Annotated in this window: 9 protein-coding genes and 2 pseudogenes; 7 read left to right on the top strand and 4 right to left on the bottom strand. The window is 69.1% G+C overall.

The window, feature by feature from the left end; translation table 11 throughout:
- Positions 1 to 104: 104 nt before the first annotated feature.
- A pseudogene (locus tag QMK30_RS07290) lies at positions 105 to 314 on the top strand (amidohydrolase); the annotation flags it as partial.
- Positions 315 to 590: 276 nt separating this feature from the next.
- Here the strand turns inward: QMK30_RS07290 and QMK30_RS07285 are convergent.
- The 4 genes from QMK30_RS07285 to QMK30_RS07270 form a co-directional block, all read right to left on the bottom strand.
- Complete coding sequence (locus tag QMK30_RS07285) at positions 591 to 752, bottom strand: carbohydrate-binding protein (protein WP_283516339.1); 162 nt, start codon at positions 750 to 752, stop codon at positions 591 to 593.
- 70 nt (positions 753 to 822) lie between these two features.
- A complete protein-coding gene (locus QMK30_RS07280; RefSeq protein WP_283516338.1) occupies positions 823 to 1,719 on the bottom strand; it encodes a phosphatase PAP2 family protein in 897 nt (298 codons plus the stop codon).
- A 103-nt stretch (positions 1,720 to 1,822) separates the two neighbouring features.
- Positions 1,823 to 2,842, bottom strand: a complete 1,020-nt coding sequence (locus QMK30_RS07275; protein ID WP_283516337.1) for a LacI family DNA-binding transcriptional regulator — start codon at positions 2,840 to 2,842, stop codon at positions 1,823 to 1,825.
- 25 nt (positions 2,843 to 2,867) lie between these two features.
- Positions 2,868 to 4,469, bottom strand: coding sequence for a glycoside hydrolase family 13 protein (locus tag QMK30_RS07270; RefSeq protein WP_283516336.1), 1,602 nt, complete (start codon positions 4,467 to 4,469; stop codon positions 2,868 to 2,870).
- Between the two features lie 336 nt (positions 4,470 to 4,805).
- On the opposite strand from QMK30_RS07270, the gene QMK30_RS07265 reads away from it, so the two are divergent.
- From QMK30_RS07265 to QMK30_RS07240, 6 genes and pseudogenes are all read left to right on the top strand, one after another.
- Positions 4,806 to 6,083 carry an extracellular solute-binding protein gene (locus QMK30_RS07265; RefSeq protein WP_283516335.1) on the top strand — a complete coding sequence of 426 codons (1,278 nt, stop codon included), beginning with the start codon at positions 4,806 to 4,808 and terminating at the stop codon, positions 6,081 to 6,083.
- A gap of 24 nt (positions 6,084 to 6,107) precedes the next feature.
- Positions 6,108 to 7,118, top strand: a complete 1,011-nt coding sequence (locus QMK30_RS07260) for a carbohydrate ABC transporter permease (RefSeq protein ID WP_283516334.1) — start codon at positions 6,108 to 6,110, stop codon at positions 7,116 to 7,118.
- Positions 7,119 to 7,201: 83 nt separating this feature from the next.
- Positions 7,202 to 8,008 (top strand): sugar ABC transporter permease, encoded by an 807-nt coding sequence (locus QMK30_RS07255; protein ID WP_502963083.1) that lies wholly within the window; start codon positions 7,202 to 7,204, stop codon positions 8,006 to 8,008.
- 80 nt (positions 8,009 to 8,088) lie between these two features.
- A complete protein-coding gene (locus QMK30_RS07250) occupies positions 8,089 to 9,768 on the top strand; it encodes a glycoside hydrolase family 13 protein (protein ID WP_283516333.1) in 1,680 nt (559 codons plus the stop codon).
- Positions 9,753 to 10,811 (top strand): LacI family DNA-binding transcriptional regulator, encoded by a 1,059-nt coding sequence (locus QMK30_RS07245; RefSeq protein ID WP_283516332.1) that lies wholly within the window; start codon positions 9,753 to 9,755, stop codon positions 10,809 to 10,811. Before QMK30_RS07250 ends, QMK30_RS07245 begins: the two co-directional genes overlap by 16 nt.
- 384 nt (positions 10,812 to 11,195) lie before the next feature.
- A pseudogene (locus QMK30_RS07240) lies at positions 11,196 to 12,575 on the top strand (alpha-amylase); the annotation flags it as partial.
- Positions 12,576 to 12,612: the final 37 nt, after the last annotated feature.

The raw sequence follows: 12,612 nt of genomic DNA, 5'->3' as shown, positions 1-12,612 counted from the left end.
CCCGTACACCGAGCTCCTGCTGTGGGTGAACACCCCCGGAATGATCGGCCTGATGGCGCTGAGACTGCTCGCCGCGATCGCCGTGCCCGTTCAGCACGGACGCCGCCGCCCTCGCCGGACTCGTCGCACTCCAGAAGGAATCAGGCCGCCTCTGGCGCGTGGGCGGCGTCAAGTTCTTCATGGACCGCACGGTCGAGGGTGGCACCGCCTGGCTGGGGCACGCGGACTGCCACGGCCAGGACGCCGAAGCGTTCTGGCCGGACCCGGCGGCGTACACCGAAGCTGTACGCCACCTCCATGCGGCGGGCGTGCGCTGACCGGCCTCATGTCCCTGGAGGGCCGCACGACGCACGCGGCGGTCGCCTCCGGCGAGCAAAGCGTCTCGGGGCGTATCGCCCCCGGCCTCCACGCCGATCTGACGGCCTTACGACCTCGGGGGCGATGGCGCGTGGGCTCCCGACGCCCTGTGACTCCGCCTCCGGCGTTGTCGTCGGTCGACGACGCTCCGCGTCGCCTCCCTCCTCCGCCTTGGACGCGAAGCCGCATGACGCCGCTCGCTGATCCACGCCCTATTACCCCCGAGGTCGTTACTAGGGCGTGTCCTTCTTCCACAGGGTGACGGCCGTTTTCGGGTTGTTCGCGGAGTTCGACTTGTGCGGCGCCACGCAGCGGTACTGCTTGCCCCGGTAGGCGACACGGTCGCTCTCCGAGTACTGCTTGTTGACTTTCCAGTCCGAGAATCCCGCTGCCATGTGATGACGCCTCTCCGCTGGGGCGGCCCGCTGCCGCCCCGGAGGAATCTTCCCACGGCCGTACGCGGGGTCAGCCCCGGAGGCGGCTGCGCAGGCCGCGGCGCGGGCGGGGCCGCTCGTCGGCGACCACCCTGGGCAGCCGGTGCGGCAGCGCGCCGTACCAGGCGCGGCTGACGGCGAGGCCGAAGGCCAGACAGAGCATGCCGCCCACCGCGTCCAGCCAGAAGTGGTTTGCGGTCGCGACGATCACCACCAGGGTGGCCGTCGGGTAGAGCAGACCGAGGATCTTGGCCCAGGGCGCGGAGGCCAGCACGAAGATCGTCAGGCCGCACCAGAGCGACCAGCCGATGTGCATCGACGGCATCGCGGCGTACTGGTTCGACATGTGCTTGAGGTCGCCCGACGCCATCGAACCCCAGGTGTGGTGCACCAGGACCGTGTCGATGAAGTTCTGCCCGTTCATCAGTCGGGGAGGCGCCAGCGGATACAGGAAGTAACCGAGCAGGGCGACACCCGTAGTGGCGAAAAGTACGGTGCGGGTCGCGGCGTAACGGCCGGGATGGCTGCGGAAGAGCCAGACCAGGACACCGATCGTCACCACGAAGTGCAGCGTCGCGTAGTAGTAGTTCATCGACACGATCAGCCATGTCACCGAGTCCACGGCGTGGTTGACCGACTGCTCGACGGCGATGCCGAGCGTCTTCTCGGCCTGCCAGATCCAGTCCGCGTTGCGCAGCGCCGCGGCCTTCTGCTCCGGGACGGCATTGCGGATCAGCGAGTACGTCCAGTAACTCACCGCGATCAGCAGGATCTCGAACCAGATCCGGGGGCGGCCGGGCGAACGCAGTCTCTTCAGCCCCGTCAGCGCGGTGAGCCGCGCCGACGGCTGCTTCCGCTCCCCGTCCCGTTCGGGTGAGGGAGTGGTGGCCGTCCGGCCTTCCAGAGTCTTCACGGTCACGTCACCCATGGAGAGAGAGTTTGCCAGATGAGCGTCCCCAGACCGATCATCCCCCGGTCGGATCTCGCACGCATGCTCTACGGCTCAAGGACTAGACACACCGTGGGAGTCCCTAGGGCCTGGGCCCCGAAGCTGTTGAACCGCGTACGACCAATTCCGGCATGAAGACGAATTCGCTGTGCGGCGCAGGCGTTCCGCCGACCTCTTCGAGGAGCGCCCGGACCGAGGCCTGTCCCATCGCCGTCACCGGCTGGCGGATGGTCGTCAGTGGCGGGTCGGTGAACGCTATCAGTGGGGAATCGTCGAATCCCACGACGGAGACATCACGCGGTACGTCGAGACCCAGCCGGCGGGCGGCCCGGATCGCGCCGAGCGCCATCATGTCGCTGGCGCACACCACCGCGGTGCAGCCCCGCTCGATGAGGGCGGAGGCGGCCGCCTGGCCGCCCTCCAGGGTGTACAGGGAGTGCTGGATCAGCTCCTCCGTCTCCTCCGCGGCCAGGCCGAGCTGTTCCTGCATGCCCGCCCGGAAGCCCTCGATCTTGCGCAGCACCGGGACGAACCGCTTGGGGCCGACGGCCAGGCCGATCCTGGTGTGCCCCAGGGCCGCCAGGTGTGTGACGGCCAGCCGCATCGCGGCCCGGTCGTCGGGGGAGATGAAGGGTGCCTGGACCTTGGGTGAGAAGCCGTTGACCAGGACGAAGGGGACACCCTGGGCGCGCAGCTGCTCATAGCGCCGCATGTCGGCCGTGGTGTCCGCGTGCAGCCCGGAGACGAAGATGATGCCGGAGACACCGCGGTCGACGAGCATCTCGGTGAGCTCGTCCTCGGTGGAGCCGCCGGGTGTCTGGGTGGCGAGGACCGGCGTGTAGCCCTGGCGGGTCAGGGCCTGGCCGATGACCTGGGCCAGCGCCGGGAAGATCGGGTTGTCGAGCTCGGGGGTTATCAGGCCGACCAGTCCGGCGCTGCGCCTGCGCAGCCGGACGGGGCGCTCGTATCCAAGGACGTCGAGTGCGGCAAGTACGGATTCACGGGTGGCCGAGGCAACCCCTGGCTTGCCGTTGAGCACGCGGCTGACCGTCGCTTCACTGACCCCCGCCTGGGCTGCGATGTCGGCAAGCCGTGCGGTCATGGGAATGGACTGTACCGGTCGCATGTCAGATTGCCCACCATGCGCAGGAATCAGCCGATAGGGTAGTTGTGGCACTGGAAACGGCGGGTGGCGCGGAGGCGATCAGGAGCCTTCCCGGGGTCCCGATTTCGACCGCGCGACCGGTGGTGTTGAGCGTGCAGACGACGCCGGGCCTGCCCAGGACCAGCACGCCGTCCGGGGCCGGCAGCCAGCTCATCGGACCGTCGCCCAGGCCCGGCAGCTCGCGGCGCAGGGCGAGCGCGGCTCGGTAGAGCTCCAGGGTGGAACGGGGGTCGCCGGTCTGGGCCTCGACCGTCAGGCCCTTGAAGCCGTCGGGCTGCGGGAGCCAACTCCCGCCGGATCCGAAGCCGTACGGGGCCTGGTCACCGGACCAGGGGAGTGGGACCCGACACCCGTCGCGCAGCCCCTCCTGCCCGTCGCTGCGGAAGAAGGACGGGTCCTGGCGGGCCTCGTCGGGCAGGTCGGTGACCTCGGGCAGGCCGAGCTCCTCGCCCTGGTAGATGTACGTCGACCCGGGCAGCGCCAGCATCAACAGCGCGGCGGCGCGGGCGCGGCGCAGGCCCAGCGCGTAGTCGTCGCCGCCGTAGCGGGTGACATGGCGGGCCACGTCGTGGTTGGACAGCACCCAGGTGGTGGGAGCGCCCACGGAGCCGGTGGCGGCGAGCGATACATCGATGACCGCGTGCATCGCCGACGCGTCCCAAGGGCAGTTGAGGAACTGGAAGTTGAAGGCCTGGTGCAGCTCGTCGGGGCGTACGTACAGGGCGAGCCGCTCGGGGGAGGGCGCCCAGGCCTCCGCGACGCCGACGCGTTCACCGTCGTACGAGTCAAGGAGCCTGCGCCAGCCGCGGTGGATCTCGTGCACACCGTCCTGGTCGAAGAACGGCAGGACCTGCGAGCCGATCATCCTGGCCTGCTCGCGGGCGCCGATGTCGGGCAGGCCCTCGGCCTTGACCATGCCGTGGGCCACGTCGATACGGAATCCGTCCACGCCCAGGTCCAGCCAGAAGCGCAGGATCGAGTCGAACTCCTCGTGGACTTCGGGGCTGTCCCAGTTGAGGTCGGGCTGCTCGGGCGCGAACAGATGCAGATACCAGTCGCCGTCGGCGGTGCGCGTCCAGGCGGACCCGCCGAAGACGGACTCCCAGTCGTTGGGCGGCAGTTGGCCGCCCGCGCCCCGTCCGGGCCGGAAGTGGTAACGCTCGCGGGCCGGGCCCCCCTGCCGCTCCGCGAGCGCCGCTCGGAACCAGACGTGCTGGTCGGAGGTGTGGTTCGGGACGATGTCGGTGATCACCCGCAGGCCCAGCGTGTGCGCGGTGGTGATCAGCTCGCGGGCGTCGTCGAGGCTGCCGAAGAGCGGGTCGACGGCGCGGTAGTCGGCGACGTCGTAGCCGCCGTCCGCCTGCGGCGAGGCGTAGAACGGCGTGAGCCACACCGCGTCGGCACCCAGCTGTGCGACGTACGGCAGACGCTCGCGAATTCCGCGCAGATCCCCGATGCCGTCGCCATTGCTGTCGGCGAAGGACCGCACGTACACCTGATAGATGACGGCGTCGCGCCACCAGCCGCGCGGTGCGGTCTGCGGGGTCGTGAGCTCCTGCGCCATGAAGGGGTCCCTCTCGTGCGAGCGGATGGATCGGCAACTACGAGATCAACGCTGACGCCCTCCGAAAGTAACAGTCCTGCAAGTCCTTGCGGTAGTGATTGCAGGAGCGGCAGCAAGGTCGTCAACTCGTACACAGCCTGCTTGGCAAGGGGTAATGCGGCAACCTTGAGGACACGTGGATGTAACGATCGGCTGCTCTTGCGGAAAATCTTCGCAAGGTCTTTCGGACTTCTTTCATCCTTGTTACGTTCCTCGACGACCCGGCGCCGCGAGGGAGCGGTCGGCAGGAGCTGCACCCGGCATCTGTCATCTCGGGCATCTGTTGAAGGAGTTCACATGCGGCGTGGCATAGCGGCCACCGCGCTGGTCTCGGCCCTGGCACTGGCGGCGACAGCGTGCGGCGGGGACAGCGACAACGAGAGCGGCAAGAAGAGCTCCGGCGGAGAGCTCTCCGGCACGGTCACCTTCTGGGACACCTCGAACGACGCCGAGAAGGCGACGTACAAGGCGATCGCCGAGAGCTTCGAGAAGGAGCACAAGAAGGTCGACGTCAAGTACGTCAGCGTGCCCTTCGGTGAGGCCAACGCGAAGTTCAAGAACGCCGCGGGCGGCAACTCCGGCGCCCCCGACGTGATGCGCACCGAGGTCGCCTGGGTCGCGGACTTCGCCAACCTCGGCTACCTCGCACCGCTGGACGGCACCTCCGCGCTCGACAGGGAGGCGGACTACCTGAAGCAGGCGGCGGCCAGCACCAAGTTCAAGGGCAAGACGTACGCCGCCCCGCAGACCATCGACAGCCTCGCGCTCTTCTACAACAAGAAAATGCTCAAGGAAGCCGGCGCGGACCTGCCCGCATCCTTCGCCGATGTGAAGGAAGCCGCCAAGAAGGTCAAGTCGAAGAGCGGCAAGACCGGCCTGTACCTGCGCGGCGACGACCCGTACTTCTACCTCCCCTACCTCTACGGCGAAGGCGGCGACCTCCTCGACACCAAGTCGAAGGAGATCCTGGTCGACGACGCCGAGGGCGCCGCGGCGTTCAAGGTGATGAAGGACCTGGTCGACTCCGAGGCCGCCGTCACCGACGCCAGCGACGGATACAACAACCAGCTGAACGCGTTCAAGGACGGCGACGTCGCGATGATGCTCGACGGCCCCTGGTCCATCGAGGGCGCGCTCGCCGGCAAGCAGTTCAAGGACGACGAGGACAACCTCGGCGTCGCCGCGGTCCCGGCCGGCACCGCCCGCCAGGCCTCCCCGCAGGGCGGCTGGAACCTCGCCGCCTACGCCGGGTCCGGCAACCTCGACGCCAGCTACGAGTTCATCAAGTACATGAGTTCCGCCAAGGTGCAGCAGCAGACCACCGAGAAGCTCAGCCTGCTGCCGACCCGCACCTCGGTCTACTCGGCGCCGACCGTCGAGAACAACCAGATGGTGCAGTTCTTCCGCCCCGCAGTCGAGAAGTCCGTGCAGCGGCCCTGGATCCCCGAGGCCAACGCGCTCTTCGAGCCCATCCGGCTGGAAATGGGCAAGGTCCTCAGCGGCAAGGCCACCCCCGAGCAGGGTGCGAAGGGTGTCGGCGACGCCTACCGCAAGCTGCTCAAGGACTACAAGTAATTCACGGGAGAGGCTGACCGATCCATGGCTGTCGAGACCGGCCGGTCGGCAGCCACGGCCGCGGGCGCACACAGCGCCCGCGGCCGTGGCCGCGGGACCGACAAGACACCCGGGCGGCTGCGCAGGTCGCTGTCCACCCACTGGTACGCCTGGAGCATGATCGCCCCCGTGGTGATCGTGATCGGCGTGATCATCGGCTACCCGCTGGCGCGCGGCATCTATCTGTCGACGACGAACGCCAACGAGGCGAACGTCGAACGCTCCATCGGCGTCAACCACATCCCGGCGACGTACGAGTCCGTCGGTCTCGACAACTTCACGGCCATCCTGCGGGACGGGGTGTTCTGGGACCGGCTCAGCTGGACGGTCAGCTGGACCGTCTGCTGCGTCGCCGTCACCTTCGCGCTCGGCCTCACCCTGGCCAACATGCTCAACCGCAAGATGGCCGGGCGCTCGTTCTACCGGATCGCGCTGATCCTGCCCTGGGCCGTACCGGCGTTCATCTCCGTCTTCACCTGGCGGCTGCTCTTCAACGAGCAGAACGGCCTGCTCAACTCGCTGCTGTCCGGCGGCGGCATCGACGCCGTGCCGTGGCTGAACGACCCTACCTGGGCGAAGTTCTCCGTGATCGCGGTGAACGTGTGGCTCGGTGTGCCGTTCATGCTGGTCGCCATGCTCGGCGGGCTCCAGTCCATCCCCGGTGAGCTGTACGAGGCCGCGGAGATCGACGGCGCGAGCCCCTGGCAGCGCTTCCGCCACATCACCCTGCCGGGGCTGCGCGCCGTCAGCAGCACCGTGGTCCTGCTCAGCAGCATCTGGACATTCAACATGTTCCCGGTGATCTATCTGCTCACCCGGGGCGGGCCCGGGGACTCCACCGAGATCCTCGTGACCTACGCGTACCGGCTGTCCTTCGTCGTCAGCCCCCGCGACTTCGCCAATTCCGCGGCCTGGGGCGTGCTGATTCTGCTGCTCCTGTCGCTCTTCGCGGTGGTCTACCGCCGTGCGCTCCGCAAGCAGGGAGAAGTGTGGTGACCGACACCGTGAACACCACGAAGAACGCCCCGGGTAAGCCGGCCCCGCGCAAGAAGGTCCGCAACCGGGGCGAGCGCAGCCCGTTGGCCTCCTTCGGCCTGCACGCGACCCTGGTGATCGCCACCGTCGCCGCCGTCTTCCCGCCGCTGTGGCTGCTGGTCACCTCGTTCAAGCCCAAGAGCGAGGCGTTCTCCACCGACCTGGTGAAGGACTTCACCTTCAGCAACTACGACCACGTCCTCAACGACACCGAGTTCCTCAGCTGGTTCGGCAACTCCGTGCTGGTCGTCGGCATGACCACCGTGCTCGCCGTCCTCATCTCCGCCACCACCGGCTACGCCGTCAGCCGCTTCAGGTTCCCCGGCATGCGGCCCCTGATGTGGCTGCTGCTGATCACCCAGATGTTCCCCGTCGCGGTGCTGATCGTGCCGCTGTACAACCTGATGGCCGACCTCGGTCTGCTCAACCAGCCCGTCGGCCTGGTCGTCACCTATCTGACGATTGCCGTGCCCTTCTGCTCCTGGATGATGAAGGGGTACTTCGATACCATCCCGGTGGAGATCGACGAAGCGGGCCGGGTCGACGGACTCAACCCCTTCGGCGTCTTCTGGCGGCTGATCCTGCCGCTCGCCAAGCCGGGGCTCGTGGTGACGGGCTTCTACAGCTTCATCACCGGCTGGGCCGAGGTCGCCTATGCTTCCGCGTTCATGACGGGCGAGGAGAACCTCACCCTCGCCGGCGGCCTGCAGACCTTCGTCAACCAGTACACCAGCGACTGGGGTTCGCTCACCGCGGCAGCCGTGATCGTCGCGGTACCCGCCGCGGTGGTCTTCGCGCTCGCCCAGCGCCACCTCGTGTCCGGACTGACCGCCGGAGCGACGAAGTCCTGACGGGCCTGCTCCTACGTACTCCTGCGGCGGCTCCCGCCCCGGCGGGCCGGCCGCCCCCACGCCTCACAACCAGGGACGACATGACCCAGCACCTCGCTGCTCCCACCGCCCTCACCAGCGCCCACACCACGGGAAACCGGCGCACCGGCTGGTGGCGGGACGCGGTGATCTACCAGGTCTATCCGCGCAGTTTCGCCGACGGCAACGGCGACGGCATGGGCGACCTCGACGGGGTACGCGGACGGCTTCCGTACCTCAAGGAGCTCGGCGTCGACGCCGTCTGGCTCAGCCCCTTCTACGCGTCGCCGCAGGCCGACGCCGGGTACGACGTCGCCGACTACCGGGCCATCGACCCCATGTTCGGGACACTCCTGGACGCCGACGCGCTGATCCGCGACGCCCACGCGCTGGGTCTGCGCATCATCGTCGACCTGGTGCCCAACCACTCCTCCGACCAGCACGAGTGGTTCAAGCGGGCGATTGCGGAGGGTCCCGGATCCGCGCTGCGCGACCGCTACCACTTCCTGCCCGGCAAGGGCGAGAGCGGTGAACTGGCCCCCAACGACTGGGAGTCCATCTTCGGCGGGCCCGCCTGGACCAGGACGGTCAACCCGGACGGCACACCCGGCGACTGGTACCTGCACCTCTTCGCCCCCGAGCAGCCCGACTTCAACTGGGAACACCCCGCCGTCGCGGACGAGTTCCGCTCGATCCTGCGGTTCTGGCTGGACATGGGCGTCGACGGTTTCCGCGTCGACGTCGCCCACGGCCTGGTGAAGGCCGAGGGCCTGCCCGACCTGGGCGCGCACGACCAGCTCAAGCTGCTCGGCAACGACGTGATGCCCTTCTTCGACCAGGACGGTGTCCACGAGATCTACCGTTCCTGGCGGCAGATCCTCGACGAGTACCCGGGTGAGCGCATCGCCGTCGCCGAGGCGTGGACGCCGACCGTGGAACGCACGGCCAACTACGTACGCCCCGACGAGATGCACCAGGCCTTCAACTTCCAGTACCTGGGCACCGCATGGGACGCGACCGCGCTGCGCGAGGTCATCACCACCTCGCTCGCCGCGATGCACCCCGTGGGCGCCCCCGCCACCTGGGTGCTGTCCAACCACGACGTCACCCGGCACACCACCCGCTTCGCCAACCCGCCGGGCCTCGGTACCCAGCTCCGCGAGGCCGGCGACCGCGAACTCGGCCTGCGCCGGGCCCGCGCCGCGACCGTGCTGATGCTGGCGCTCCCCGGATCCGCGTACGTCTACCAGGGCGAGGAGCTCGGCCTGCCGGACGTCACCGACCTGCCCGACGAGGCCCGCCAGGACCCGTCCTTCTTCCGGGCCGACGGCCAGGACGGCTTCCGCGACGGCTGCCGGGTGCCGATCCCGTGGACGGCCGGAGGGTCTTCGTACGGCTTCGGCGCGGGCGGCAGCTGGCTCCCGCAGCCCGAGGGCTGGGGCGCGCTGAGCGTGGAGACGCAGACCGGCGACCCGGAATCGACGCTGGAGCTGTACCGCCGCGCACTCGCCGTGCGCCGCGAGCATCCGGGTCTTGGCGCCGGGACCGCTGTGGAGTGGCTGGCCGCGCCCCATGGGGTGCTGGCCTTCGCCCGCGACGGGTTCGTCTGCACGGTCAATACGACGCGGGCGGCCGTCACTCTGCCGGCGCCAGGCCGAATGCTGCTCGCCAGCGGCGAAGTCACCCCGGGGAAAGGCGACTTCGAGCTGCCCGGCGACACCGCCGTGTGGTGGACGGTGTGACCGTTCCCGCGCCGCGGAGCGGCCTCGCCTCCCCGCGGCTGGTGCACATCGCGGCGCAGGCCTCCGTCAGCGAGGCCACCGTCAGCCGGGTGCTGAACGGCAAGCCGGGCGTCGCCGACACCACGCGCCAGCGGGTGCTCGCGGCGCTCGACGTGCTGGGCTACGAGCGGCCCGTACGGCTGCGGCGGCGCAGCGCGGGCCTGATCGGGCTGGTCACGCCCGAGCTGACCAACCCGATCTTCCCGGCCTTCGCACAGGTCATCGAACAGGTGCTGGCCGGGCACGGCTACACGCCCGTGCTGTGCACCCAGCTGCCAGGCGGGGCGACGGAGGACGAACTGGTCGAGCAGCTCGTGGAGCGCGGGGTGGGCGGCATCGTCTTCCTGTCCGGGCTGCACGCGGACCTGTCGGCGGATCCCGCGCGGTACGCGGCGCTGGCGGCGCGGGGGGTGCCGTTCGTCCTCATCAACGGCTTCAACGAGGCGATCAGCGCGCCCTTCGTGTCGCCCGACGACCACGCGGCGATGCGGATGGCGGTCGGCCACCTCGCCGAGCTGGGCCACGAGCGGATCGGGCTCGCGCTCGGGCCGCGGAGGTACGTGCCCTCGCGCCGTAAGCGTGAGGGCTTCGTCGACGCGCTCGCCGCGGTGCTCGGGCGCCCGCGCGAGGAGGCCGAACCTGCCGTGCAGCACACGCTGTTCAGCGTCGAGGGCGGGCAGGTGGCGGCGGGGGCGCTGCTCGACCGGGGGTGCACGGGCATCGTCTGCGGCAGCGACATGATGGCGCTCGGGGTGGTGCGGGCCGCGCGGGGGCGCGGTCTTGATGTGCCGGGGAATGTCTCGGTGGTGGGCTTCGACGACTCACAGCTGATCGCCTTCACCGATCCGCCGATGACCACGGTGCGACAGCCGGTGCAGGCGATGGCCACGGCGGCGGTGGGGGCGCTGCTTGAGGAGATCGGGGGGAGCCCGGTGCGGCGCACGGAGTACGTGTTTCAGCCGGAGCTGGTGGTGCGGGGGTCTACGGCGCAGGTGCGGGGGTAGGGGGACGGGTTGCCTGCGGCTGGGCGGCGGGGTGTTTCTTGGCCCCGGGGTCTCCCTGTCGGCCCGGCCCGGCCGGTCGGGCGCGTGGGACCCGGGCCTGCCGGGACCCCCGGCCGGCCGAGCCGGAGTCGAGAAGAACGTAACAGGACCGCAATTGCTTGCGAAAGACCTTGCAGCAAGAAATCCCGCAGATTTCCGGGGTGTTGACGGACCGTGTCCAGAGGGTTGACCCCGCTGGTGAGGGCTCGTACGGTCTGCTCCGCGGCAAGCTTTTCATTTCTTGCAGCAAGAACATTCAGGAGCCTTGAGGGCAGGGCGCGTTGCCACGCGAGGCCTCACCGTCACCCGCCACCCGCACCTCCCCCCATGCAGGAGGAACACCCCATGGCTCGCAGACTCCTGTCCACCGCGCTCGCTCTCACCGCCGGCGCCGCCGCCCTCGTCGTCCCCGCCGGATCCGCACAAGCGGCTCCGCCCGGCGCCAAGGACGTCACCGCCGTCATGTTCGAGTGGAAGTTCGCCTCCATAGCGAAGGCCTGTACGGACACCCTGGGCCCGGCCGGCTACGGCTACGTCCAGGCGTCGCCACCCCAGGAGCACATCCAGGGCGGCCAGTGGTGGACGTCGTACCAGCCCGTCAGCTACAAGATCGCCGGCCGGCTCGGCGACCGCGCCGCCTTCAAGAACATGGTCGACACCTGCCACGCCGCCGGCGTCAAGGTCGTCGCCGACGCCGTGATCAACCACATGGCGGCCGGCAACGGAACGGGCACCGGCGGCTCCTCGTACGAGAAATACACCTATCCCGGCACCTACTCGGGCGCCGACCTGGACGACTGCCGGTCGCAGATCACCAACTACGGCGACCGCGGCAACGTCCAGAACTGCGAACTCGTCGGCCTCGCCGACCTCGACACCGGCGAGGAGTACGTCCGCGGCAGGATCGCCGCGTACCTCAACGACCTGCTGTCGCTGGGCGTCGACGGTTTCCGGATCGACGGGGCCAAGCACATCCCCGCCGGTGATCTGGCCGCCATCAAGGGCAGGTTGACCAACTCCGGCGTCTACTGGAAGCAGGAGGCGATCTTCGGCGCTGGCGAGGCGGTCTCGCCCACCGAGTACCTCGGCACCGGTGACGTCCAGGAGTTCCGTTATGCCCGCAGCCTCAAGCAGGTCTTCAACAACGAGAACCTCGCCTATCTCAAGAACTACGGCGAGGGCTGGGGCTTCATGGAGGGCGGGAAGTCCGCCGTCCTCGTCGACAACCACGACACCGAGCGCGGCGGCGACACCCTCAGCTACAAGGACGGCGCCAACTACACCTTGGCCAACGTCTTCATGCTGGCCTGGCCGTACGGCTCCCCGGACGTGCACTCGGGTTACGAGTTCTCCGACCGGGACGCCGGACCGCCCAACGGCGGTACGGTGAAAGCCTGTTACAACGACGGCTGGAAGTGCCAGCACAACTGGCGCGAGATCTCCTCCATGGTGGCCTTCCGCAACGCCTCCCGCGGCCAGTCCGCCACCAACTGGTGGGACAACGGCGGCGACCAGATCGCCTTCGGCCGCGGCGACAAGGCGTACGTCGCCATCAACCACGAGGGCTCGACGCTCAACCGCGCCTTCCAGACCTCGCTGCCCGCGGGCGCCTACTGCGACGTCCAGAGCGGCAGGGGCGTGAACGTGGACGGCTCCGGCCGCTTCACCGCGTCCCTCGGCGCCAATACGGCGGTCGCGCTGCACGTCAACGCCCGTTCCTGCACCCCCTGAGCTTCCTGCACCCCCTGAAGGGAACCCCAGT

The organism is Streptomyces sp. H27-C3, assembly GCF_030063415.1.
Classification (GTDB): Bacteria; Actinomycetota; Actinomycetes; order Streptomycetales; family Streptomycetaceae; genus Streptomyces.
Note: the sequence above shows the minus strand (reverse complement) of the source record. Positions and strands in the feature narration are given on the sequence as shown.

What these genes read in the sequence shown, in the direction of transcription:
- QMK30_RS07275 (WP_283516337.1), bottom strand. Translation starts at nt 2,842, where the DNA reads ATGACCGCACGGCTTGCCGACATCGCAGCCCAGGCGGGGGTCAGTGAA.
- QMK30_RS07260 (WP_283516334.1), top strand. Translation starts at nt 6,108, where the DNA reads ATGGCTGTCGAGACCGGCCGGTCGGCAGCCACGGCCGCGGGCGCACAC.
- QMK30_RS07285 (WP_283516339.1), bottom strand. Translation starts at nt 752, where the DNA reads ATGGCAGCGGGATTCTCGGACTGGAAAGTCAACAAGCAGTACTCGGAG.
- QMK30_RS07250 (WP_283516333.1), top strand. Translation starts at nt 8,089, where the DNA reads ATGACCCAGCACCTCGCTGCTCCCACCGCCCTCACCAGCGCCCACACC.
- QMK30_RS07280 (WP_283516338.1), bottom strand. Translation starts at nt 1,719, where the DNA reads ATGGGTGACGTGACCGTGAAGACTCTGGAAGGCCGGACGGCCACCACT.
- QMK30_RS07265 (WP_283516335.1), top strand. Translation starts at nt 4,806, where the DNA reads ATGCGGCGTGGCATAGCGGCCACCGCGCTGGTCTCGGCCCTGGCACTG.
- QMK30_RS07270 (WP_283516336.1), bottom strand. Translation starts at nt 4,469, where the DNA reads ATGGCGCAGGAGCTCACGACCCCGCAGACCGCACCGCGCGGCTGGTGG.